This window comes from Streptomyces sp. NPDC047453 (assembly GCF_040643155.1).
Classification (GTDB): Bacteria; Actinomycetota; Actinomycetes; order Streptomycetales; family Streptomycetaceae; genus Streptomyces.
In genome coordinates, this window is sequence record NZ_JBEYTS010000019.1 from 55,020 (window position 1) to 77,564 (window position 22,545).

19 protein-coding genes are annotated in these 22,545 nt (G+C 71.2%); 9 read left to right on the forward strand and 10 right to left on the reverse strand.

The genetic code is table 11. The annotated features are described in order from the left end of the window. Window positions 1-176: 176 nt before the first annotated feature. The 3 genes from ABZ818_RS18925 (at window position 177) to ABZ818_RS18935 (ending at window position 3,239) form a co-directional block, all read left to right on the forward strand. Window positions 177-1,352, forward strand: a complete 1,176-nt coding sequence (locus tag ABZ818_RS18925; protein WP_361415662.1) for a phytanoyl-CoA dioxygenase family protein — start codon at window positions 177-179, stop codon at window positions 1,350-1,352. Between the two features lie 8 nt (window positions 1,353-1,360). Beyond that, a complete protein-coding gene (locus tag ABZ818_RS18930) occupies window positions 1,361-2,161 on the forward strand; it encodes an SDR family oxidoreductase (protein ID WP_361415664.1) in 801 nt (266 codons plus the stop codon). Window positions 2,162-2,234: 73 nt separating this feature from the next. Beyond that, window positions 2,235-3,239: a Gfo/Idh/MocA family oxidoreductase gene (locus ABZ818_RS18935; protein WP_361415666.1), complete on the forward strand. Its 1,005-nt coding sequence runs from the start codon at window positions 2,235-2,237 to the stop codon at window positions 3,237-3,239. A 67-nt stretch (window positions 3,240-3,306) separates the two neighbouring features. Here ABZ818_RS18935 and nhaA read toward each other — a convergent pair whose 3' ends face one another. From nhaA to ABZ818_RS18975, 8 genes are all read right to left on the reverse strand, one after another. Then, window positions 3,307-5,184 carry a Na+/H+ antiporter NhaA gene (gene nhaA / locus ABZ818_RS18940; protein ID WP_361415668.1) on the reverse strand — a complete coding sequence of 626 codons (1,878 nt, stop codon included), beginning with the start codon at window positions 5,182-5,184 and terminating at the stop codon, window positions 3,307-3,309. A 63-nt stretch (window positions 5,185-5,247) separates the two neighbouring features. After that, window positions 5,248-6,495: a serine hydrolase domain-containing protein gene (locus ABZ818_RS18945; protein WP_361415670.1), complete on the reverse strand. Its 1,248-nt coding sequence runs from the start codon at window positions 6,493-6,495 to the stop codon at window positions 5,248-5,250. Window positions 6,496-6,888: 393 nt separating this feature from the next. Continuing rightward, window positions 6,889-7,494, reverse strand: a complete 606-nt coding sequence (locus tag ABZ818_RS18950) for a GPP34 family phosphoprotein (RefSeq protein WP_361415672.1) — start codon at window positions 7,492-7,494, stop codon at window positions 6,889-6,891. Window positions 7,495-7,608: 114 nt separating this feature from the next. Then, window positions 7,609-8,628 (reverse strand): Gfo/Idh/MocA family oxidoreductase, encoded by a 1,020-nt coding sequence (locus ABZ818_RS18955; RefSeq protein WP_361415674.1) that lies wholly within the window; start codon window positions 8,626-8,628, stop codon window positions 7,609-7,611. Window positions 8,629-8,649: 21 nt separating this feature from the next. Beyond that, window positions 8,650-9,552, reverse strand: coding sequence for a sugar phosphate isomerase/epimerase (locus ABZ818_RS18960; protein ID WP_361415676.1), 903 nt, complete (start codon window positions 9,550-9,552; stop codon window positions 8,650-8,652). 4 nt (window positions 9,553-9,556) lie between these two features. Next, window positions 9,557-10,474: an ATP-binding cassette domain-containing protein gene (locus ABZ818_RS18965; protein ID WP_361415678.1), complete on the reverse strand. Its 918-nt coding sequence runs from the start codon at window positions 10,472-10,474 to the stop codon at window positions 9,557-9,559. A gap of 5 nt (window positions 10,475-10,479) precedes the next feature. Then, complete coding sequence (locus tag ABZ818_RS18970) at window positions 10,480-11,550, reverse strand: ABC transporter permease (RefSeq protein WP_361415803.1); 1,071 nt, start codon at window positions 11,548-11,550, stop codon at window positions 10,480-10,482. 5 nt (window positions 11,551-11,555) lie between these two features. Continuing rightward, window positions 11,556-12,575 (reverse strand): sugar ABC transporter substrate-binding protein, encoded by a 1,020-nt coding sequence (locus ABZ818_RS18975; RefSeq protein WP_361415680.1) that lies wholly within the window; start codon window positions 12,573-12,575, stop codon window positions 11,556-11,558. A gap of 345 nt (window positions 12,576-12,920) precedes the next feature. Between ABZ818_RS18975 and iolC the strand changes: the two genes are divergently transcribed. The 5 genes from iolC (at window position 12,921) to ABZ818_RS19000 (ending at window position 18,528) form a co-directional block, all read left to right on the forward strand. Then, window positions 12,921-13,892 (forward strand): 5-dehydro-2-deoxygluconokinase, encoded by a 972-nt coding sequence (gene iolC, locus ABZ818_RS18980; RefSeq protein ID WP_361415682.1) that lies wholly within the window; start codon window positions 12,921-12,923, stop codon window positions 13,890-13,892. A gap of 13 nt (window positions 13,893-13,905) precedes the next feature. Then, the gene (locus ABZ818_RS18985; RefSeq protein ID WP_361415684.1) at window positions 13,906-14,784 is read left to right on the forward strand and encodes a deoxyribose-phosphate aldolase; all 879 of its coding nucleotides are present in this window, start codon (window positions 13,906-13,908) and stop codon (window positions 14,782-14,784) included. Between the two features lie 108 nt (window positions 14,785-14,892). Next, window positions 14,893-15,786 carry a 5-deoxy-glucuronate isomerase gene (gene iolB / locus ABZ818_RS18990; protein WP_361415686.1) on the forward strand — a complete coding sequence of 298 codons (894 nt, stop codon included), beginning with the start codon at window positions 14,893-14,895 and terminating at the stop codon, window positions 15,784-15,786. 7 nt (window positions 15,787-15,793) lie between these two features. Then, window positions 15,794-17,677: a 3D-(3,5/4)-trihydroxycyclohexane-1,2-dione acylhydrolase (decyclizing) gene (gene iolD, locus ABZ818_RS18995; RefSeq protein ID WP_361415688.1), complete on the forward strand. Its 1,884-nt coding sequence runs from the start codon at window positions 15,794-15,796 to the stop codon at window positions 17,675-17,677. Window positions 17,678-17,742: 65 nt separating this feature from the next. Further along, on the forward strand, window positions 17,743-18,528 hold the full coding sequence (locus tag ABZ818_RS19000) for a GntR family transcriptional regulator (protein WP_361415690.1): 786 nt from the start codon (window positions 17,743-17,745) through the stop codon (window positions 18,526-18,528). A 261-nt stretch (window positions 18,529-18,789) separates the two neighbouring features. On the opposite strand, the gene ABZ818_RS19005 is transcribed toward ABZ818_RS19000, so the two are convergent. Together ABZ818_RS19005 and ABZ818_RS19010 are read right to left on the reverse strand one after the other, a co-directional pair. After that, on the reverse strand, window positions 18,790-19,206 hold the full coding sequence (locus ABZ818_RS19005) for an ATP-binding protein (protein ID WP_361415692.1): 417 nt from the start codon (window positions 19,204-19,206) through the stop codon (window positions 18,790-18,792). Window positions 19,207-19,332: 126 nt separating this feature from the next. Next, window positions 19,333-20,547 carry a helix-turn-helix transcriptional regulator gene (locus tag ABZ818_RS19010; protein ID WP_361415694.1) on the reverse strand — a complete coding sequence of 405 codons (1,215 nt, stop codon included), beginning with the start codon at window positions 20,545-20,547 and terminating at the stop codon, window positions 19,333-19,335. 153 nt (window positions 20,548-20,700) lie between these two features. Here ABZ818_RS19010 and ABZ818_RS19015 point away from each other — a divergent pair, with 153 nt between their 5' ends. Beyond that, window positions 20,701-22,440, forward strand: a complete 1,740-nt coding sequence (locus ABZ818_RS19015; RefSeq protein WP_361415696.1) for an AIPR family protein — start codon at window positions 20,701-20,703, stop codon at window positions 22,438-22,440. Window positions 22,441-22,545: the final 105 nt, after the last annotated feature.

Sequence of the window (22,545 nt, forward strand, 5' to 3'; positions counted from 1 at the left end):
TGTTTGTACTGACAAGAATGGCAGGACGCGACGGCCCTCGTGACCGGGTCCGCCGACGACCGGGTCCGGGACCGAGTCCGCCCGTCACGGTCCCCGAGTCCGCCCATGACCGTCCCCGTCACCGAGCCCGACGACCGTTCCCGTGGCCGCGTCGCCCGACGACCGAAAGGACGACGATGTCCTCCACCCCCGTACACCGCCGCGTCCGGCTGTCCGAGCAGGACTGCGACCTCGACTCCTTCCGCGCGCTCGTCGAGCGAGCGACCGATGCCGCCCGCTATCCGCACGCCTCGTCGGTGGACCGCAACGTCCTCGTCTACGACGCCGAGCGGCTGCGCGGGCCCGCCGACCCCGCCGCCCGCGACGCCCTGCGGGCCGAACTGGTCCGCGCCCTGGACGAGGGCCCCGGCATCGTGGTGTTCCGGGGCGCCTTCCCCGACACCGCGGTGGTCGACCGGGCCACCGCCGTCTTCCGCGCCCTGATCGCCGAGCAGCGCGCCTCGGGCGCGGGCGCCGGGGACCACTTCGCCAGGCCGGGCGCCAACGACCGGGTGTGGAACGCCCTGGAGAAGGCGGCGCTGCACGATCCGGAGGCGTTCGCCGACTACTACGCGAACGACGTCCTCGCGCTGGTCGGCGAGGCCTGGCTGGGCCCCGGCTACCAGGTCACCTCGCAGATCAACGTGGTCAACCCGGGCGGCGCGGCCCAGACCGTGCACCGTGACTACCACCTGGGCTTCCTGGCCAACGAGGTGGCCGCCGCCTACCCGGCGCACGTCCACCGGCTCTCCCCCGTGCTGACCCTCCAGGGCGCGGTCGCGCACTGCGACATGCCCGTGGAGTCGGGTCCGACGATGTACCTGCCGTACTCGCAGCGGTACGAGCCGGGGTACCTCGCCTGGCGACTGCCCGCGTTCCAGGCCTACTTCGAGGACCACCACGTGCAACTGCCGCTGGCCAAGGGGGACGCCGTGTTCTTCAACCCGGCGCTCTTCCACGCCGCAGGGACGAACCGGTCGGCGGACATCCACCGCATGGCCAACCTGCTCCAGGTCTCCTCCGCCTTCGGGCGCGCGATGGAGACCGTGGACCGCGAGGCCGTCGCGGGCGCCGTCTTCCCGGTGCTGCTCAAGCGCAAGGCGGAGGGCGCCGACACCGCATGGCTGGACCGCGTCGTCGCCGCGAGCGCCGAAGGCTACCCGTTCCCGACCAACCTCGACAGCGATCCGCCGGTCGACGGGCTGGCCCCGCCCTCGCAGGCGGACCTCGTACGGCGGGCGGTGCGCGAGCAGTGGACACCGGACGCGCTCCGCGCGGAGCTGCGGGCCGGTGGCGAGCGACGCGAGAGCTGAGGAAAGCCATGGGACTTCTCGATGGAACCGCGGACGGGCTGCTGCACGGCAAGGTCGCCCTCGTCAACGGCGGCAGCCAGGGCGTGGGGGCCGCGATCGCGCGGGCCGCCGTCCGCGAGGGCGCCGTGGTCGCCGTGACCGGGCGGCGGACCGAGCCGGGCGAGGCCCTGGTGGCGGAGCTGACGGCCGCCGGGGGCAAGGCGATGTTCGTCCGGGCCGACCTGGCCGACGCGGAGCAGGCCAAGGGGTCGGTGGCGCGGGTGGTCTCCGCGTACGGACGGATCGACTGCCTGGTGAACTCCGCGGGGCTGACCTCGCGCGGCACGCTCCTCGACACCACGCCCGAGCTGTTCGACGCGCACATCGCGGTCAACCTCAAGGGGCCGTTCTTCGCGATGCAGGCGGCGGTGGCCGACATGGTGGCCCGTGGGGCGCCGGGCACGGTCGTCAACATCATCACGTCCTCGGCGCACGGCGGGCAGCCGTTCCTGGCGCCGTACGTCGCCGCCAAGGCCGGCCTGGCCGGGCTCACCCGCAACGCCGCGCACGCCCACCGCTTCGACCGGGTGCGGATCAACGGCCTGAACATCGGCTGGACCGCGACCGAGGGCGAGGACGCCACCCAGCGTGCCTTCCACGGCGCCGGTGACGACTGGCGGGAGCGGGCCGGGGAGCTGCTGCCGATGGGCAGGCTCGGCCGGCCCGACGAGATCGCCGACTTCGTGGTCCTGCTGCTGTCCGAGCGGTCCGGGGTGGTCACCGGTTCCGTGATCGACTGGGACCAGAACGTGCTCGGCGGACTGGACTGACCTACTGCCGCACCAAGCGCGCGACCACGCACCACCCACGCACGACCCACGCACCCAAGGAGCATCAGCCCCCATGCGTATCGGAATCCTCGGCCTCGGCCGGATCGGCGCCTTCCACGCCGAGACCCTCTCCGGACTCGACACGGTCGAGTCGCTCGTCCTCGCCGACCTGTTCACGGACGCCGCCAAGGCCGCCGCCGAGCGGTTCGGAGCCGAGGTGGCCGACTCGGCCGAGGCGGTGCTGGCCGCCGGAGTGGACGGCGTCGTGGTGGCCGCCGCGACCGACGCCCACCCGGCGCTGATCCTCGCCGCCGTCGACGCCGGTGTCCCCGTCTTCTGCGAGAAGCCGGTGGCCCGCACCATGCCCGAGGGCGTCGAGGTCCTCAAGGCGGTCCAGGGCAGCGGTGTGCCCGTGCAGATCGGCTACAACCGCCGCTTCGACGCCGGATTCGCCGCTGCCCGGGCTGCCGTGCGGGCGGGCGAGCTGGGCAGGCTGCACACCGTGCGGTCCACCACGCTCGACCCGGCGCCGCCGCCGGCCGCGTACATCGCCGCCTCCGGCGGGATCTTCCGGGACTGTTCGGTGCACGACTTCGACATCATCCGCTGGGTGACCGGGCGGGAGGTGACCGAGGTGTACGCCGTCGGCGGCAACCGGGGTGCCGACTACATCAGGGAGGCGGGCGACGCCGACACCACCGGGGCGGTGCTCACCCTGGACGACGGCACGATCGCGGTGGTCTCCAACAGCCGCCACAACGCCCGCGGTTACGACGTCCGTATGGAGCTGCACGGCTTCGAGGACTCGATCGCCGTCGGCCTGGACGACAAGCTGCCGCTGCGCTCCGTCGAACCCGGGGTGACCTTCCCCGCCGGCACGCCGCACGACTTCTTCATGGACCGCTTCACCGCCGCCTACCGCGCCGAACTCACCGCGTTCACCGAGGTCGTGGCCGGCCGGCTCCCCTCCCCGTGCACGGTCGCCGACGCCCTGGAGGCCGGCTGGATCGCCGAGGCCTGCACCCTGTCCCTCCACGAACACCGCCCGGTACGCATCGACGAGGTACGAACCGCCTGACCCACCGACGCAAGACCGGCAACGCGGCCCCTACGGGCCACGCGACCTACTCAGCGGGCCCGCGTCGTCAGGGCTGCGGGCCCGCCCCCGCGAGTGTGGCGCGTTCGCGGGCTGTGCGGACTGTTGTCGTGAGGGTGGTGATGTCGTAGGCGCCGTGGTGGCGGCGGCCGTTGACGAAGAAGGTGGGGGTGCCGGAGACGGCGCTGAGGTCGGCCGACTCCACGTCGTCGGCCACCCGCTGCGCGCCCGTCCGCTCCCGCAGGTCCCGGCGGAAGCGCTCCACGTCGAGGCCGATCTGCTCGGCGTAGCGCAGGAGGTCCTTGGGGCTCAGGTCACCCTGGTGGCTGATCAGGACGTCGTGCAGCTCCCAGAAGCGGCCCTGGCGGGCGGCGCCCTCCGCGGCCTCGGCGGCGAGCTGCGCGTTCGGGTGGACGTCGGTCAGCGGCAGGTGCCGCCAGACGTAGCGCACGTCGTCGCCGAAGTCGGCGAGCAGTTCCCGCACGACCGGCTCGGCGAGTCCGCAGTACGGGCACTCGTAGTCGCCGTACTCGACCAGGGTCACCGGGGCGTCCAGCGGCCCGCGGACGTGGTCGCGCTCGGGGTCGACGGGCTCGCCGAGATCGACGATGGCCCGGCCCCGGCCCAGCAGCGCGCGGACCCGGCGGCGCGGGGGCAGCAGGGAGAGGACGCCAGTCACCAGCCAGGTGACGGCGAAGGAGCACAGGACGGTCGCCAGGATGCCGATCTTCGCCTCCTCCAGCCGGGTCCCGCGGAAGGCGAGGGTGGCGATCAGCAAGGACACCGTGAAGCCCACCCCGGCCAGGCCACCGCCCGCGGTGATGGCGCCCCAGCCGATCGGCGGGCGCAGCCGGCCGCGGCTCAGCCGCACGGCGAGCCAGGTGGAGCCGACGATGCCGATCGGCTTGCCGACGACGTAGCCGAGCAGGATGCCGACGGTGACGGGTGAGGTGAACGCGTCCGCGAGCCGGGCCGCGCCGAGCGGCAGACCGGCGTTGGCCAGCGCGAACAGCGGCACGATCAGATAGCTGGTCCAGGGGTGGAGCATGCGCTGAAGCCGCTCGTTGGGCGACAGCGCGGTGGCCAGGCCCCGGCGCAGGGTGCGTTCCAGCTCGGGGGTGGGCTGCTCGCGGAAGCGCCGGAAGAGCCGGCTGGCGCGTTCCAGGGCGTGCCGCTGGGCCGGGTGGGCGTAGGTGAGCAGGCCCATGACCAGTCCGCTGACCACCGGGTCGACGCCGGAGCGCAGCAGCGCGCCCCACAGGACCAGGGCGACGAGCGCGTGCACGACGGAGATCCGCACGCCGGCCAGACGCAGTGCGATCAGCACGGCGAGGACGCCGAACGCGGTGAGCAGCGCGGGCACGTACAGGGTCCCGCTGTAGGCGAAGGCGATGACGGCGAGGGCGAGGAAGTCGTCGGCGACCGTGACGCCGAGCAGGAAGACGCGCAGACCGCCGGGCAGCCGGGAGCCGAAGACGGCGAGAATGCCGAGCGCGAACGCCGTGTCGGTGGACATCGCCGCGCCCCACCCCCGTGCGGTGGCGTGGCCCGCGTTGAGGACCAGGTAGATCGCCACGGGTACGGCCATGCCGCTGATCCCGGCGACCGCCGAGAGCGCGAGCCGCCTGCGCTCTCTCAGCTCCCCGATGTCGAACTCCCGGCGGGCCTCCAGGCCGACGACGAAGAAGAACAGCGCCATCAGCCCGCTGTTGATCCACTCCCGCAGTCCCAGCGAGACCCCGGTCGAGCCGACCATGAACGACACGTGGGTGCGCCAGAACGACTCGTAGGCTCCGGGCGAGACGTTGGCCCATACCAGCGCGGCGACCGCGGCGGCGAGCAGCACGGCGGCGCTGCCGGTCTCGGTGCGCAGGAAGGTGCGCAGCGGTCCGCGCGCGCCGGCGCCGCAGGCGGTCTGCCCGCTCATGGGCGGCTGTTCCGGAGGTGCGGTCGAAGCCCGGGACACGTCGTCAGTCCACGGAGCGGCCGGTCACCGGGCGGCTGCCCGGACCGGCAGGTCGAAGACGTGTCCCGGGGTGACGATCTTCGTGATCGCCTCGCCGAGCAGGGTGCTGGGCTCGGTCCCCTTGTCGTCGATGTCGCTGTTCAGCAGCAGGACGAGAGTCGTCCGCGCCGAGGGGAGGTAGACCGTGAGGGACTCGTAGCCCGGCAGTGAGCCGTTGTGGCCGATCCAGCCCCGCACGTCGAAGATGCCGAGGCCGTATCCGGCGCCGGGGACCGAGGTCGGGGGTGTGGTGAGCCGCTGTTTCTGGGAGGCGGCGCTGATGAGCCTGGTGCCGTCGGGCAGGACGCCCGTGGCGAGGGTGCGCGCCCATACGCGCAGGTCGTCGAGGTTGGAGACCATCGCTCCGGCCGCCCAGCCCCAGGAGGGGTTCCAGTCGGCCGCGTCCCGCACCTCGCCGTCGGCCGTCTGGTTCGTGTAGCCCTGCGCGTGCGGCCGGGGGAACTGCGCCCCGGCCGGGAAGAAGGTCTGGTCGAGCCCGGCCGGCCGCAGCACATGGGTGCCGACGTAGTCCGCGAGCTGTCGGCCGCTCGCCTTCTGGACGACCAGGCCCAGCAGGATGAGGTTGGTGTTGCTGTAGTCGAACTTCCGGCCCGGCGGGAAGAGCACGGGGTGGTCGAAGGCGTACGCGAGCAGCTGCTTCGGAGTGAAGGGCCGGCGCGGATCCGAGGTCAGCGCCTTGCGAAAGCCCGCGTCGGACGTGTAGTCGGGCAGTCCGCTGCGCATCCCGGCGAGCTGCCGCAGGGTGATCCTGTCCCCGTTCGGCACGCCGGCGACGTACTTGTCGACGGGGTCGTCCAGACCCACCTTGTGCCGGTCCACCAGATGCAGCAGCGCCGTCACGGTGAAGGTCTTGGTCTCGCTGCCGATCCGCATGTACAGGTCGGGCGACATCTTCCGCCCGGTGCTCCTGTCGGCGACGCCGAAGGACTTGACGTACTGCCCCTGGTCCGGTGTCCACAGCCCCACGGTCACCCCGGGCACCCCCGCCTGCCGCATGACGCGCAGCACGGCCTGGTCGAGTTGCCGGACCACGTCGGGACTCAGTCTCCGCACCCCGGTCGGGGACAGCCCCGGAGGCGCGGTGACGGAAACGGCGCCGGGGCGGACGTGGGGTCCGGCGGAGGCGGTCCCGCCGGCGAGCGGCACCACGAGGACTCCGACGGCGGTCGCGGTGGCGACACCCCGTCGCAGTCGTGGACGTACGTGGGTCATGCGCCGGCTCCAAGCGCGTGGGAACGAGCCCGCGGCCGTCCCGGACGAGCAGGGGACGAGGGGACGCCGCGCGGTTCCGTCGGCGCACGCCGAGGGAACCGCGCGGCGGTTGACCCGCGCCGTCCCTCAGCTTAGGAGCGCCCCCGCGGCACCGCCTGTCGGCGACGGCCAGTGCTGTGGCCGGAAGGGTTTGCCGGGAAGCTCGCGGCGTCCGGTGCTGGGGGTACCTCCCACGCCGTTCAGGCAGTGGGGGAGCATCGCAAGGCGGAGCGTCGCCCGCGTACTGGATGTACTCGGGTGATGCGACAACTCGGCGTGGGGGTACCCCGGGCCGAAGGCTGGGGGAGTGCCGTGCCGGGCGTCGCGAGCCGGTGAACCTTTCCGGTCACAGCACTACGCGCCCCGCCACACGTTGGCGAAGGCCGCGTCCTCGATGGCCTTGCGCTGGCGGACGGCCTCCAGTTCCATCACCGCGTCGTGGACGGCGGCGAGGACGGTGAGGACCGCGTCGTCGGTGATGCCCGGCTCCGCCGCGGTCACCTCGTCGCGGATGCCGACGGCCGCGGCGAGGGTGAGCAGCACCGGCTCGTCGGCCGCCCAGCGGTAGCCCGCGCGGTTCCGCGCCTCGGTGTCGCTGAGGACCGAGCGGCCGCCCCGGAAGGGCAGCCAGCGGCTGCGTTCCCAGGTGACCTGGCCCTCCTGTTCCAGGGCGGTCAGATAGGCCCGCGCCAGGCCGCGCCCGCGCCGCCAGAGCCAGTCCTCCAGGGTTTCGTGCGGCACCTGGCGCACCAGCGAGGAGGCGGCCTCGTCCAGCAGCCGGTCGTCGAGCTCCGGCAGGGGCCGCGGCACGATCCGGTCGCCGTCCAGCTCCAGCACCTCGGCCCGCAGCAGGTCGTACGCCTCGGCGCCGGCCAGCGCCAGGGAGAGGTCCCCGCGCTCCAGCGACCGGCTGGGTTCCAGGCCCAGGGCGACGATCATCAGGTCACGCGCTGTGCTCATTACGCTCCCCGTCGAGGAGTTGCCCGCCACTGCGCCACCGGCACGCAGAACGCGACGTTTCGTGCTTCCCGTACGCCCCGACTGTAGCGCGGAGGAGAAGGCGCGCGGCGGGTGTCACCCGTACAGTGCCGGGCGTTCCGGCAGCTCCACCTCCACGCGGCCGCCCTCGGTCAGGGACCGGACGCCCGCCGCGCAGACCGCGGCGGCGGCGTAGCCGTCCCAGGCGGTGGGACCCGTGGCCGTGCCGTGGCGGACGGAGTCGATCCAGGCCCGCAGCTCGCGGTCGTAGGCGTCTTCGAAGCGTTCGAGGTAGTCCTGGGCGATGGTGCCGCCCCAGCGGCCCGCCGTCTGGGTGACCATGGCGTGGCCGTCGCCGACGCGGGCCGTGCCGCGCTCGCAGACGGCCTCGGCCTGGACCTGGTAGCCGAAGCCGCAGTTGACGAAGATCTCCGCGTCGGCGATGACGCCGCCGTCCGTCTCGAGGACGACGAACTGCGGGTCCTGGATGCCGTCGGGGGCGTCGTGGGACGGCGTGGGGCGCAGCACCGTCACCGCGGTGATCTCCTGGCCGAGCAGCCAGCGCGTCACGTCCATCTCGTGCACGAGCGAGTCGCTGATGAGCAGCTCGCTGGCCCCTCCGGGCGGGGCGGCCACGTTGCGGTGGCGGTGGTGCAGCAGCAGCGGGCGGCCCAGCCTGCCGGTCCGCAGGAGCTGTTCGAGCCGGAGGTATTCCGGGTCGTAGCGCCGCATGAAGCCCACCTGGATGCGCCGCCGGCCGAGCCGCTGCTCGGCTTCGAGCACGCGCAGGGCGGAGGCCGGGTCCGGGGTGAGGGGCTTCTCGCACAGGACGGGCAGGTCGTGGGCGAGAGCGGCGAGCAGCGCCTCCTCGTGGGCCGGGCTCGAAGAGGCCACGAGCACCGCGTCGACGTCGGCCGCGGCCAGCGCGGCGGCCGGGTCGGCGTACGCGGCGCAGCCGCCGGCGCGGGCCGCGACCGCCGAGGCGCGTTCCGCGTCGGCGTCCACGACGGCGCTCACCCGGGCCCCGCTGACGACCTCCTGGATCCGGCGGACATGGTCGGCACCCATCCGGCCCACGCCGATGACGGCGACGTTCAGCGTCGATGACCGGGCCATCGTCGTCCTTCCTCGGCGGGGTCAGGCACCGCAGGACTTGAGGAACCTGCGTGTGCGCACCGCGATGGGCAGCGGCTTGTCCGGCTCGCACGGGTACATGTCCTGCTCGACGATCGCGAAGAGGTCGACGCCGAGTCCCTGCGCGGCCGTCAGGACCGGTTCCAGCTCCGGTACTCCGGCCGGCGGCTCGCACATGACGCCCCGCTGGACCGCCGGCCCGAAGGGGACCTCGTTCGCCACCACCTCGGCGAGGATCTCCGGGTCCACCTGCTTGAGGTGCAGGTAGCCGATACGCTCGCCGTAGGTCTCGATCAGCTTGACGCTGTCGCCGCCGCAGTAGGCGTAGTGCCCGGTGTCCAGGCAGAGGTTGACGAGATCGGAGTCGGTGGAGTCGAGGAAGCGCTCGACGTGGGCCTCGGTGTCGATGTGGGTGTCGGCGTGCGGGTGGACGACGATGTCGAGGCCGTACGTCTCCCTGACCTGTCGGCCGAGCCGTTCCATGCCCCGGGCCAGGTGCGTCCACTGCTCGCCGGTCAGCTCCGGCTGCTCCAGGATCTCGGCGGTCTTGTCGTCGCGCCAGAAGGAGGGGATGACGACGAGGTGGCGTGCGCCCATGGCCCGGGTGAGTTCCGCGACCTGGCTGACGTGTTCCCAGGTGGACTCCCACACCGACGGGCCGCGGTGCAGGCCGGTGAAGACGGTGCCCGCCGAGACCTTGAGGTCGCGCTTGGCCACCTCGTCGGTGAGCCGGGCCGGGTCGGTCGGCAGATAGCCGTAGGGGCCGAGCTCGATCCAGGAGTAGCCGGCCTCGGCGACCTCGTCGAGGAAGCGTTCCCAGGGCACCTGCGCGGGGTCGTCGGGAAACCACACGCCCCAGGAGTCGGGGGCGGAGCCGACCCGGATGCGGTCCAGCACGGGGGCCATGTCATCAGTTCCCTTCGGTGGGTGCCGGTGCGGGCGCGGTGGGTGTGGCGAGGTCCTCCGCCTCCGGGAGCTCCTCGGTGTCGACACCGCGGACCTGCGACAGCTCGTGCTTGAGGGCGGCGAGTTCGGTACCGCCGGCCATGTGGTGGGTCAGCTCCTCCAGGCCGACGTCGCTGCGGTCGGCGCTGAGTTCGAGGGTGCCCAGGCGCAGCACGCTGAAGTGGTCGCCGACCATGTAGGCGTGGTGGGGGTTGTGGGTGATGAAGATGACGCCGAGGCCGCGGTCACGGGCGGCGGCGATGTACTTGAGGACCACACCGGACTGCTTGACGCCGAGGGCGGCGGTGGGCTCGTCCAGGATGAGGACGCGGGCGCCGAAGTGGACGGCGCGGGCGATGGCCACGCACTGGCGCTGGCCGCCGGAGAGGGTGCCGATGGGCTGTTCCAGGTCGTCCAGGACGATGCCCATATTGCGCAGTTCCTCGTCCGCGGTCCGCTTCATCCGGGCGATGTCGAGGCGGCGTACGGGCCAGGGGCCCTTGGTCATCTCGGAGCCGAGGAAGAAGTTCCGCCACACGGGCATGAGCGGGACGGTCGCGAGGTCCTGGTAGACGGTGGCAATGCCCTTGGCGAGGGCGTCGCGCGGGCTGGAGAAGCGCACCGGTTCGCCGTCGACGAGGAACTCGCCCTCGGTGTGCCGGTGCAGCCCGGAGATGATCTTGATGAGGGTGGACTTGCCGGCGCCGTTGTCGCCGAGCACGCAGGTCACGTGCCCCGGATGGACGGCGAGGTCGACGCCGTGCAGGGCGCGGATGTTGCCGTAGGACTTGCCGGCGCCGCGCAGTTCGACGACGGGTCCGTCGTGCGCGGGCGGGGTGTCGGGGAGGACGGCTCCGTGGGTCGCCGCTTTGTCGGTCGTCATGTCGGTCACCTCCGGGTCGCCGTGCGCCGGACCCACAGATTGATGAGCACGGCTCCGAGCAGCATCACGCCGAGGAAGGCCTTGAACCAGTCGGGGTTCCAGCCCGCGTAGACGATGCCCTGGTTCACCATGCCGAACATGAAGGCGCCGAAGACGGGGCCGATGGCGGAGCCGTAGCCGCCGGTGAGCAGGCAGCCGCCGATCACGGCGGCGGCGATGTAGATGAGCTCCTGGCCGACGCCCTCGCCGGACTGCACGGTGTTGAACGAGAACAGCTGGTGCATGCCCGCGAACCAGGCGCCGAAGCCGACCAGCATGAACAGGGTGATCTTGGTGAAGGTGACGGGCACGCCGACCGCGCGGGCGCTGTCCTTGTTGCCGCCGACCGCGAAGATCCAGTTGCCGTACTTGGTGCGCAGCAGGACCCAGGTGGCCAGTGCGGCGAAGACCAGCCACCACACCACGGTGATCTTGACCTCGACACCGCCGACGTCGAAGGACGAGGCGAAGACGGCCTTGGCCTGGTCGAAGCCGTCCATGTCGCTGATGTCGTCGGTGGCGACGTTGCCGGTGACCAGTTTGGTGACGGCGAGGTTGACGCCCTGGAGGATCAGGAAGGTGCCGAGGGTGACCAGGAAGCTCGGCAGGCCGGTCTTCACCAGCATCCAGCCGTTGAAGGCGCCGATGCCCAGCGACACCGCCAGGGCGACGATCACCCCCGCCCACACGTTCATCGTGAGCTGGTAGCTGAGCATGCTCGCGGTGAGCGCCGAGGTGATCACGGCGACACCGGCGGAGAGGTCGAACTCGCCGCCGATCATCAGCAGTGCCACCGGCAGGGCCATGATCCCGATGGTCGACGACTGGTAGAGGACCGTCGCCATGGAGCCGCCCTGGCGGACCGAGGGTGCGACGACAAGGAAGAACACGAGCACGGCGACGGCGCCGAGGAAGACTCCGACCTCCGGGCGGGCCAGCAGCCGCAGCGCCAGCGGGCGCCGTACGGTACGGCCGTCGGTCTGCTGGGAGCCGGGAGCCGGCGGTGTGCTCACCGCCGGTGCGGCCTGCTGGGACATGTCGCTCACCGGGTGCCCTTCGCGGCGAACCCCGCGATCTTCTCGACGTTGGACTTGTCGACGAAGGCCGGACCGGTGAGCACCGGCTGCTCGCCGCCGCCGCTGTAGTTGCCGTTGTTCTTGTACAGCCACAGGCCGTCCACGGCCAGGTAGCCCTGGAGGTAGGGCTGCTGGTCGACGGCGAACTCGATGTCGCCCTTCTTGACGGCGCCGGCCAGCTCCTTGTTGAGGTCGAAGGTGGCGACCTGGGCCTTGCTGCCCGCGTCGCCCACCGACTGCACGGCGGTCATCGCGACGGGGGCGCCGAGGGTGACGACGTGGTCGACGGAGCCGTCCTGCTTGAGCTTGGCCGTGATCGTCGACTTCACCGATGGCATGTCCGCGCCGTTGACGTAGAGGTTCTCGATCGAGCCCTGGAAGGTCTTCTTCACGCCGTCGCAGCGCTGGGTCAGGCCGACGTTGCCCTGCTCGTGGATCACGCAGACGGCCTTCTTGGCGCCGACCTCGTTCAGCTTCTTGCCGAACGCCTCGCCCGCCACCGACTCGTCCTGCCCGAAGAACTCCAGCAGGTTGAGCTTCTTCCAGTCGTTCAGGCCGGAGTTGAGTCCGACCACGGGTATGCCGGCCTGCTCGGCCTTGGCCAGCACGCTCCGCATCGCGTCCGGCTTGGCGAGGGTGACGGCGATGCCGTCGACCTTCTGGTCGATGGCGTTCTGGACGAGGTTGGCCTGGGTGCCGGCGTTGGGGTCGGCGGAGTAGACGAGCTTGATGTTGTCCTTGGCGGCGGCCGCCTCCGCGCCCTTGCGGACGATGTCCCAGAAGGTGTCGCCGGGCGCCTGGTGGGTGACCAGCGCGACCGTCATCCGGGGCGTGCCGGCCTTGCCCGCCGTGCCGCCACCGTCTCCGCCCTCCTCGGCCTTCTTTCCGCCCGAGCCGCTGGAACAGCCGGCGAGGGCCAGAGCCGCCACCGCGGTCACGGCCACGAGGGGGGCGACTCCGCGGGAGCGGCGAGAAGAGCGGTCCATCTTTCCTGCACCTCACTGTGGTTCGGGGAAAGCTCGGGGGGAGAACTCGGGGGAAGGTAGGGCATCGGGAGGTCCGGGGCCCAGAGCCGGCAAGGACGGTTCCGGGGCCGTGTGCCGCTTGCACGGCTGGTGTGTTGGGACCGGATCCAATCCGCTGGCGCGCCCGCTGTCAATACTTTGTCAAGACATCCGTTCACGAGCTAGTCCGAATGTAAGAACAAACCCTTGACAGTGTGGCCGCGCGCGTCCTACATCTGGGAGGCGGCAGGCCCCGGGATCCGTGTCCCCACCGTCGCGGGGCCCCCTGGGATCCGCACCCCCAGCCCAGCTCGAGGAGCGTCGCGCATGGCAGAGCCCGTTGAGTCCGCCCAGTCGTTCGACCTGATCACCATGGGACGCATCGGGGTCGATCTCTACCCCCTGCAGTCCGGCGTACCCCTGGCCCGCGTGGAGACCTTCGCAAAGTTCCTCGGCGGTTCCGCGGCCAACGTGGCCGTCGCCGCGGCCCGGCTCGGCCGCTCCACCGCGGTGATCACCCGCACCGGCGACGACCCGTTCGGCGCGTATCTGCACGAGGCGCTGAAGGACTTCGGCGTCGACGACCGCTGGGTCACGCCGGTCGCCGCGTACCCGACCCCGGTGACCTTCTGCGAGATCTTCCCGCCGGACGACTTCCCCCTGTACTTCTACCGCCGGCCCAAGGCCCCGGACCTGGAGATCCACACCGACGAGCTGGACCTCTCCGCCATCCGCGCGGCCCGGATCTTCTGGATCACCGGCACCGGCCTGAGCGAGGAGCCGAGCCGCTCCGCCACGCTCGCCGCCCTGGCCGCGCGCGACAAGGCGGGCACCACCGTCTTCGACCTCGACTGGCGCCCGATGTTCTGGCCGGATCCCGCCCAGGCCCGCCCGTACTACGCCGAGGCGCTGCGGCACGCCACCGTGGCGGTCGGCAACGTCGACGAGTGCGAGATCGCCACCGGCGTGCGCGAACCCGAGGCCTGCGCCGAGGCGCTGCTGGCGGCCGGTGTGGAACTGGCCGTCGTCAAACAGGGCCCCAAGGGCGTCCTCGCGGTGCACCGGGACGGCACCCGGGCCGAGGTCCCGCCGGTGCCCGTCGAGGTCGTCAACGGCCTCGGCGCGGGCGACGCGTTCGGCGGCTCGCTCTGCCACGGCCTGCTGTCCGGCTGGGACCTCACGACGACCATGCGGTACGCCAACGCGGCCGGCGCCCTCGTCGCCTCCCGCCTCGCCTGCTCCTCCGCGATGCCCACCCGTGCGGAGGTCGACGGCCTCCTCTCGCGAGCCACTGCCTGAACGGAGCCTCCCCTTGACCCTCAGCATCCCCGACCTCACCGCAGTCCGTGCCCGGCACCCCGAGGCCGTCGCGGAGGCGGCCGCGCGCCGGGAGCGCCGCCCGCTGATCGGCGACAGCGGCCGGTTGATGATCGTGGCCGCCGACCACCCCGCGCGCGGCGCGCTCGGCGTCGGCGACCGCAGACTCGCCATGGCCAATCGGGCCGACCTGCTCGAACGCCTCTGCGTCGCGCTGTCGCGGCCCGGCGTCGACGGGGTGCTCGCCACCGCCGACGTCCTGGAGGACCTGCTGCTCCTCGGGGTGCTCGACGGCAAGGTCGTCATGGGCTCGATGAACCGCGGCGGCCTGTCCGGCGCCTCCTTCGAGATGGACGACCGCTTCACCGGGCACCGCGCCCGCGACATCGCCCGGCTCCGCTTCGACGCGGGCAAGCTGCTGCTGCGCATCGACTACGACGACCCGGGCTCGCTGACCACCATGGAGTCCACCGCGCGGGCCGTCGACGAGATGGCGGAGCTGCGTCTACCGGTCTTCGTCGAGCCGTTCATCACGCGCCGCGCCGGCGGCAGGGTCGCCAACGACCTGTCCGCCGAGGCCGTCACCCGCTCCATCGCCATAGCGTCGGGCCTGGGCGGCACCTCCGCCTACACCTGGCTGAAACTGCCCGTCACCGAGAACCCGGACGACATGGCCGAGGTCCTGCGGACCTCCACGCTGCCGGCCGTGCTGCTCGGCGGCGAGATCGGCGACGACCAGGAGGGCGCCTACGAACGCTGGCGCAAGGCCCTCAGACTCCCCACCGTGCAGGGCATGGTCGTCGGCCGGTCGCTGCTGTACCCCGCCGCGGGCAGTGTGGAGAGCGCGGTCGACACGGCCGTGGGCCTGCTGTGACGGGGCCCTTCCGGTCCGGGCCCGCCCCGGCCTCGTCCGTGCTCCGGCCGTGACGCCCGTGCTCCAGCCGTGATCCGCCGTGATCCCACCGCGAGAAGGAGGCATTTCGTGACCAGCCCCTACCACCTCCCCGCCGGAAAGGCCCTCGGCGGGCCCTACGTCGTGGACGTGAGCCCGGAGTCCGCCGGCTGGGGCCACTCCAGCCTGCGCGTCCTGGAACTGCCGCCCGGCGGCTCGCACACCTTCGACACCGGTGACAGCGAGTGGATCGTGCTGCCGCTCGGCGGCGGCTGCACGGTCTCCGCCGCCGACGACTTCGGCAGCGACACGTACCAACTGACCGGCCGCGAGAGCGTGTTCAGCGGCGTGAGCGACTTCGCGTACGTACCCCGCGACGCCCGCGTGACCGTCTCGTCCACCGGCGGCGGACGGTTCGCGCTCACCGGCGCCCGCTGCGTCCGGCGCCTGCCCGCCCGGTACGGTCCGGCGTCCGGCGTACCGGTGGAGCTGCGCGGCACCGGGAACTGCTCCCGCCAGGTCAACAACTTCGGCGCGGCGGACGTCTTCGAGTGCGACAAGCTGATCGCCGTGGAGGTGATCACCCCGGGCGGCAACTGGTCCTCCTTCCCGCCGCACAAGCACGACGAGCACCGGCCGGGCGAGGAGTCGGTCCTGGAGGAGGTCTACTACTTCGAGTTCGCCGCCCACGACGGCACCCCCGGCCTCGGCTACCAGCGGGTCTCCCCGTCCGGTCCCGGCCGGGAGACGGACGTGCTGGCCGAGGTGCGCGGCGGTGACGTGGTCCTGATCCCGGACGGCTGGCACGGACCGTCGATGGCCGTGCCCGGCCACCACATGTACTACCTCAACGTCATGGCCGGCCCGGACGCCGAGCGCGCCTGGCTGATCTGCGACCACCCCGACCACGCGTGGATCCGCGGCAGCTGGCCCGAGCAGCCCGTCGACCCCCGCCTGCCCCTGTACACCGCCCCTTCCCCGTGAGGTCACGATGAGCCACTCCACGATCCGCCTCACCGCCGCCCAGGCGCTGGTGCGGTTCCTCGCCGCCCAGCACACCGAGCGGGACGGCGTACGGCACCGGCTGATCGCCGGCACCTGGGGCGTCTTCGGCCACGGCAACGTGGCCGGTCTCGGACAGGCGCTGATGGAGGCGGGCGAGGACGTCATGCCGTACCACCAGGGCCGTAACGAGCAGGCCATGGTGCACGCGGCGGTCGGGTACGCCCGGCAGTGCGCCCGGCTGTCCACGCAGGCGGTCACGACGTCCATCGGACCGGGCGCCACCAACCTCGCCACGGGTGCGGCCCTGGCCACGATCAACCGCCTGCCGGTGCTCCTGCTCCCCGGCGACTACTTCGCCTCGCACGCCGCCGACCCGCTGCTCCAGCAGTTGGAGCACCCCGTCGAGGCGGACGTGTCGGTCAACGACACCCTGCGCCCGGTCTCCCGCTGGTTCGACCGGATCACCCGCCCCGAGGCCCTGATCCCCTCCGCCCTGAACGCCATGCGGGTGCTCACCGACCCGGCCGAGACCGGGGCCGTCACCCTCGCGCTGCCGCAGGACGTGCAGGCGGAGGCCTTCGACTGGCCCGAGGAGTTCTTCGCCGAGCGGGTGTGGCGGGTACGGCGCCCCGCCCCGGACCCGGCCGAACTCGCCGACGCGGTACGGGCCGTGCGGGCCGCCCGCCGCCCGCTGGTCGTCGCCGGCGGCGGCGTCCACCACAGCGGGGCCGAGGACGCGCTGAAGGCGCTCGCCGACGCCACCGGCATCCCGGTCGCCTCCACCCAGGCGGGCAAGGGCTCGCTGCGCCACGACCACCCGGCCGACCTCGGCGGCATCGGCCACACCGGCACGGCCGTCAGTGACGACCTGGCCCGCACCGCGGACCTGGTCGTCGGCGTCGGCACCCGCTACACCGACTTCACCACGGCCTCCGGCACGCTCTTCCAGAACCCGGAGGTCCGCTTCGTCAACCTCAACGTCACCGCGTTCGACGCCCACAAGCTGGCGGCCACCACCCTCGTCTGCGACGCGCGGACCGGTCTCACGGCGCTCACGGAGGCGCTGGCCGGGCACCGTGTGGACGCCGGGTACGAGGCCGAGTACCGCGCCGGCAAGGAGCGCTGGGAGCGGGTGGTCGAAGCGGCGTTCCGCGCCGACGACGACAGCGCCGTACCGACCCAGAGCCAGGTGCTGGGCGCGCTGGACGCGGTCGTGGGCGACGACGACGTGGTGATCAACGCGGCCGGCTCCCTCCCCGGTGACCTGCACAAACTGTGGCGGACCCGCTCCCCGCGCCAGTACCACCTGGAGTACGGCTACTCCTGCATGGGCTACGAGATCCCTGCCGCGATCGGCGTGCAGCAGGCCGCGCCGGACACGCCGGTGTGGGCGCTGGTCGGCGACGGCACCTACCTGATGATGCCGACGGAGATCGTCACCGCCGTCCAGGAGGGCCTGCCCGTCAACATGGTGCTGGTCCAGAACCACGGGTACGCCTCCATCGGCGGTCTGTCGGAGTCGGTGGGTGCCGAGCGCTACGGCACCGCCTACCGCTACCGCGCCGCCGACGGCTCCTTCACCGGCGCACCCCTCCCCGTGGACCTCGCCGCCAACGCCGCCAGCCTCGGCATGGAGGTACTGCGCGCCAAGACGGTCGGCGAGCTGCGCCGGGCGCTCGGGGCGGCCCGTGCCTCCGACCGACCGACATGCGTCTACGTCGAGACCGACGTCGAGCGTCCCGCCCCGGCCGCTCCCCCGGCCGAGGCCTGGTGGGACGTGCCGGTGGCCGAGGTGTCCGCCCGTGAGCCCGCCGTCCGGGCCCGCGCGCGCTACGACCGCGAGGTGGCCGCCCGCCGCCGTCATCTGTGAACGCGCCCCGGCGGGGGCCGCTCGAGCCCGTGTCCCACCCGACCCGACCCGAAGGGGGTGCCGCCGTGGCGACGACCGGTGACCGGTCCCGTCCCGGGACCGTCTGCGCGCTCGATTCCCTGGACTTCGCGCTGGACCGGGGCAGTCCGGTGCCGCTGTACCACCAGTTCGCCCAGCAGTTGGAGGCCGCGATCCAACGTGGGCTCCTCACCCCGGGGAACCTCCTGGGCAACGAGATCGACCTGTCCGCGCGCCTGGGCCTGTCCCGCCCCACGGTCCGCCAGGCCATCCAGTCCCTGGTCGACAAGGGCCTGCTGGTGCGACGGCGCGGGGTGGGCACCCAGGTGGTGCACAGCCGGGTCAAGCGCCCCCTGGAGCTGAGCAGTCTCTACGACGACCTGGAGACGGCCGGGCAGGGACCGACCACCAGGGTGCTGCGCAACGAGCGGGTGCCCGCGACCGTCGACGTGGCCGCCGCTCTCGGCCTCGCGGAGGGCGCCGAGGTCACGGTGCTGGAACGGCTGCGGTTCACGCACGGCCGGCCGGTGGCGTTCCTGTGCAACCACCTGCCGGCGGCCCTGCTCGAACTCGACACCGCCCGGCTGGAGTCGACGGGCCTGTACCGCGTGATGCGCTCGGCGGGCATCACCCTGCACAGCGCCCGCCAGACCATCGGCGCCCGCACGGCCACCGCCGAGGAGGCGCCCCTCCTCGACGAGCGGGAGGGCGCCGCCCTGCTCACCATGCAGCGCACGGCCTACGACGACACCGGCCGCGCGGTCGAGCACGGCACCCATGTGTACCGCGCGTCCCGGTACACCTTCGACTTCCAACTGCTGGTGAGGTCGTGAGGGGACCTGGAGTGGCGATGCTCCGGCCGGTGAACACCACCGAGCCGGGCTTTCCGCTTCTCTACAGCCGTTCCCGCATTTGCTCTCGCGGTGTCACCACGGCCAAGCGCTCGGGCCGGCGCGAAGTCCATTGCCCCGGACCGGTCTCCGGCCGCAGCATCCACACAACTCCGCCCCGCACATCCATGACGATTCCACGTCGGCCGATGTCCTCGTCGTGGATCAGATCGCCCGCCCAAAGGCTCCGTTCCAGACTCACCCTCATTCCTTCCCGTGGAGCTCCGCCCACACCCTTTTGCCCCACGGCAGTGGATCCGCGCCCCACTCCGTCGCCAGTTCCCCCACCAGCGCGAGGCCGCGCCCGCACTCCTCCTCGGTACTCGACTCCCGAGGCTCCGGGACCCTCGTCGACCTGTCCACGACGCCGATACGCACCTTTGCCACCTCAATCCGGGTAATCGTGACTCGGATGTGCGAACTCCGCGCGTACTGGACGGCATTCGCCACTAACTCGGAAACGATCAACGCACCGTCCCCGGCCAACTGTTCCAGTCCCCACACGGCGCAGGCAACACGCACCAGGCGACGCGCGGTGCCAGCACTCTCAGGCGCGCGCGGCAAAGTCTCGCTGTAGCCCGGACAGCCGGTAGGGCGTGCCCGCGTTGAGGGTTGCGGCATATGGGGTCTGCTTTCTCAGATCGGCCAAGCCCCAAGGCCGTTCGCACGGCCGACGGGGCGCTGTCCGCTCATGAAAGCGACACCCCGGGAACGCTGACAGGGGCGCAGCGTCCCAGTTTCCGGACGCTATTCGCCGACTCCAAGGAACTCCGCCAACGGCCTCAGCCCCGGCGGTCGGTTGGGGAGCGCCCACAGGTCACGCACGATGGCCACGGCCAAGGTGTGGTGCTGCATCCATGTGGGCGCCACTCGGCGCAGTGACTCCAGTGCCTTCACTGCTCCAGCGGCGTCCCCCGTGTCCGTGTGGGCTCGGGCGACGTCCAGCAGAAGCCACGTCCGCCAAGACGGCGGGGTGTCCTTGCTCAGCCTCATCCCCTTGGCCAGTGCCAAGGCTTCGTCGGGGTGTCCGTACTGCACAGCCAAGCGAACGCGTTCAATGCGGACCGACGACGGGCTGAAGACACTGACCATGCGATTGTCGCCGCCCGGCGGGAGTTTGGAGACGCGGGCGGCGGCTGTCTCCGCTTCAGCCATCATCTCCGCCGCGCGCTTGTAGTCACCGCTCCGGGCGGCAGACGTGGCGGCACTCATGGTGAGGGCGCCCCACACCTTCAGGCCGTCGGCCGTGTCCGTGTGTCCGCCCTCTTCGGCGGTCTCTGCCGCGTACAGGGCGATGTGCAACGCGTCTTCGAGGCGCCCCTGCCGCTGGTAGGTCCAGGCAACAGAGTTCACGAGCATGGGGGTCAGCAGCAAATCATCGGACTGCTGCGCTGCCTCTATCGCGCGTTCGAGGCTCGTCAGGGCCAGGTCCGTCTTGCCCATGCGCACAGCGACGTGTCCGGCGAGCTGAAGCACCTTGCCCAGGGCAGTGAAACCGGCCTTACGATCGTCGTCGGCCCCCGACACCGTGGCCGAACGCGCTTCGGCGATCAGGTCGGGGAGCGTCTTCATCACGGTGTCGAACTCGGCTGAGTGGTACTGCGACCACGCGTCCGCGATCTGCTCGCGCAGACGCTCAATGGAGAAGTCGCGTCCGGTCGGCTCCGGCCGTGGCCCCCAGAGCGCGGGCATGACGGCCCTGCGGACGGCGACGAAGCGTGGCCCATCGTTCTCCCCCGTCGCTGCGACCGCCGGGGGGTCGCCGAGGAGCGTGGTCAGTTCCACGCCCAGTCCGTTGGCCAGTGCGTGCAGCGTGGGGAGTCGTGCCGAGTGTTTGCGGCCCTGTTCCAATTGGCGGATCACGTCGACGGACACGCCGGAGCGCTCGGCCAGCTCCTCTTGCGTCAAGGCTGCCAGCCGCCGCAGGCGGCGCAGGGTCCGTCCCAGGTGTTCGTTTGCCACGCCGCCACCGTACGCTGCCGCCCTGAGCCCGCGTCGCCGGTAGTCCGGATACCTGCGGCCAGGGCGCCGGCGGCGAAACGCGGGGTGTTCACGTGGAGCCAACCAACTGCCAACATCTTCTGTCTACGTTCCTCTGCATCAGTGGGGTGTTGCATGGCGTCAGCGCAGAACAACGACCAGCGACTGCTCGACCGAATACTTGAGGACCAACACCGCAAGCTCGCTCCTGACAAAAGCAGGGACGATTTCTTCACGTTCTTCGCGGCCGACAAGGCGCTGCAGGACTGGGATCTCGACAACGACGAGATCACGGACGGGATCGTGGACGGCGCCCACGACTGTGGCATCGACGGCATCTGGACGTTCGTCGACGAGCGGTACATCACCGCCGACGCCCATCAGTTTCTCCCACCGCGTGCCAGCAAGATTGACCTGGTGATCCTGCAGGCGAAGAACACCTCGGGCTACCAGGAGACCGTGATCGAGAAGCTGCACTTCCACCTGCCCACGCTCCTGGACATGGGGCGAGAGGAGGAAGATCTGATCGACCACACCAACGCCAAACTGCTGGACCGCACCCGCCGGTTCCTGCACGTGCTGGAGGAGTTGGCCTCCTCGTTCCCCCAGGTCCGCATCAAAGTCATCTACGCCAGCAAGGCAGCAGAAACCCCACACCCGAACGTCAAGTCCAAGGGAGACCGCCTCCGTAGGGAACTCGCCAAAATCACATCGGACACCAGTGCCGACCTTGAGTACCTCAACGCGGCGGATCTCCGCGAGCGCACCGCACGCGGCGCGAAAGCTGTCGCCCAACTCGTATTCACCGAGACACCGATGAGCACCTCGCTCGGCGAAGGTTACGTATGCCTGGTGCGACTCGACGAGTACTACCGGTTCATCACCTCGGACAACGAAGCCCTACGGCTGGAGTTGTTCGAGTCCAACGTACGCGACTACGCCGGCTCGACTGCGGTCAACAACGCGATCGGAGAAACCCTCAAGTCCGTGACCGGTGAAGATTTTTGGTGGTTCAACAACGGCGTCACAGTGGTCGCCGACGCCGCCCAGATCGCAGGAAAAAAGATCGTGATCAAGGAGCCTCAGATCGTCAACGGTCTGCAGACCAGCCATGAGATCTTCAGCTACGTACAGAACGGCGGCCAGCACCGCGACCGATCGCTGCTCGTAAAGATCGTCGTAGCGCCCGAATCCGGTACGGCTCGCGACCGCATCATCCGCGCCACCAACAGCCAGACCCAACTGCCCGCCGGTGCCCTGCGGGCCACCGAGTCCATCCAGAAAGACATCGAGGAAAGCCTCCACCAAGCCGGTGGCTACTACTACGAACGTCGCGCCAGCTACTACCGCAACCTCGGCTTTCCTCTCGACCGCGTTGTCAGCATGGCCCGCCTGGCCCGGGAATTCACTGCGTTCGTCCTCCGCGAGCCACACGTGGCTCTCCGGCACTCAGACGCACTGCTTCTGGACGACCAGCACTACGGCCAGATCTTCTCCACCCGACACGATCTGGACATCTACCGGCTTTGCCTCGACGTCCACACGCGGCTCCGCGCCTTCCTCACCCGCTACGCCGAGGACCGTCCCCTGCTGGGAGAGACCCTGGAGAACTGGCTCTATCCTCTGGCCGCGATGGCGGCCTACACCCTGACTCGGCTGCGGCAGCCATCCCCACGTGACCTGCTCAACATCGACCTGGACCATCTGAACGAGGCGCTCATGTCCCGCATGACGGGCACTCTGGAGCACAACTTCAGAACTGCGCTCCGCCACAGCAAAGCCGGCGGCGTCGACCGCATCGCCCGTACACCTGACTTCACCACCAAACTGCGACAGGCTGTGATCACGCAGAGCCGGTACCACATCGATAGGTGACCGTGTCCGCAGCGCTGTAGCGCGACGCATGGGGAGTCGTCCGCACGAGGGGCGCGCCGAAACGGGGGGTGCGCTCTCGGCCGCGGCAGCGGGCGATCACCCACA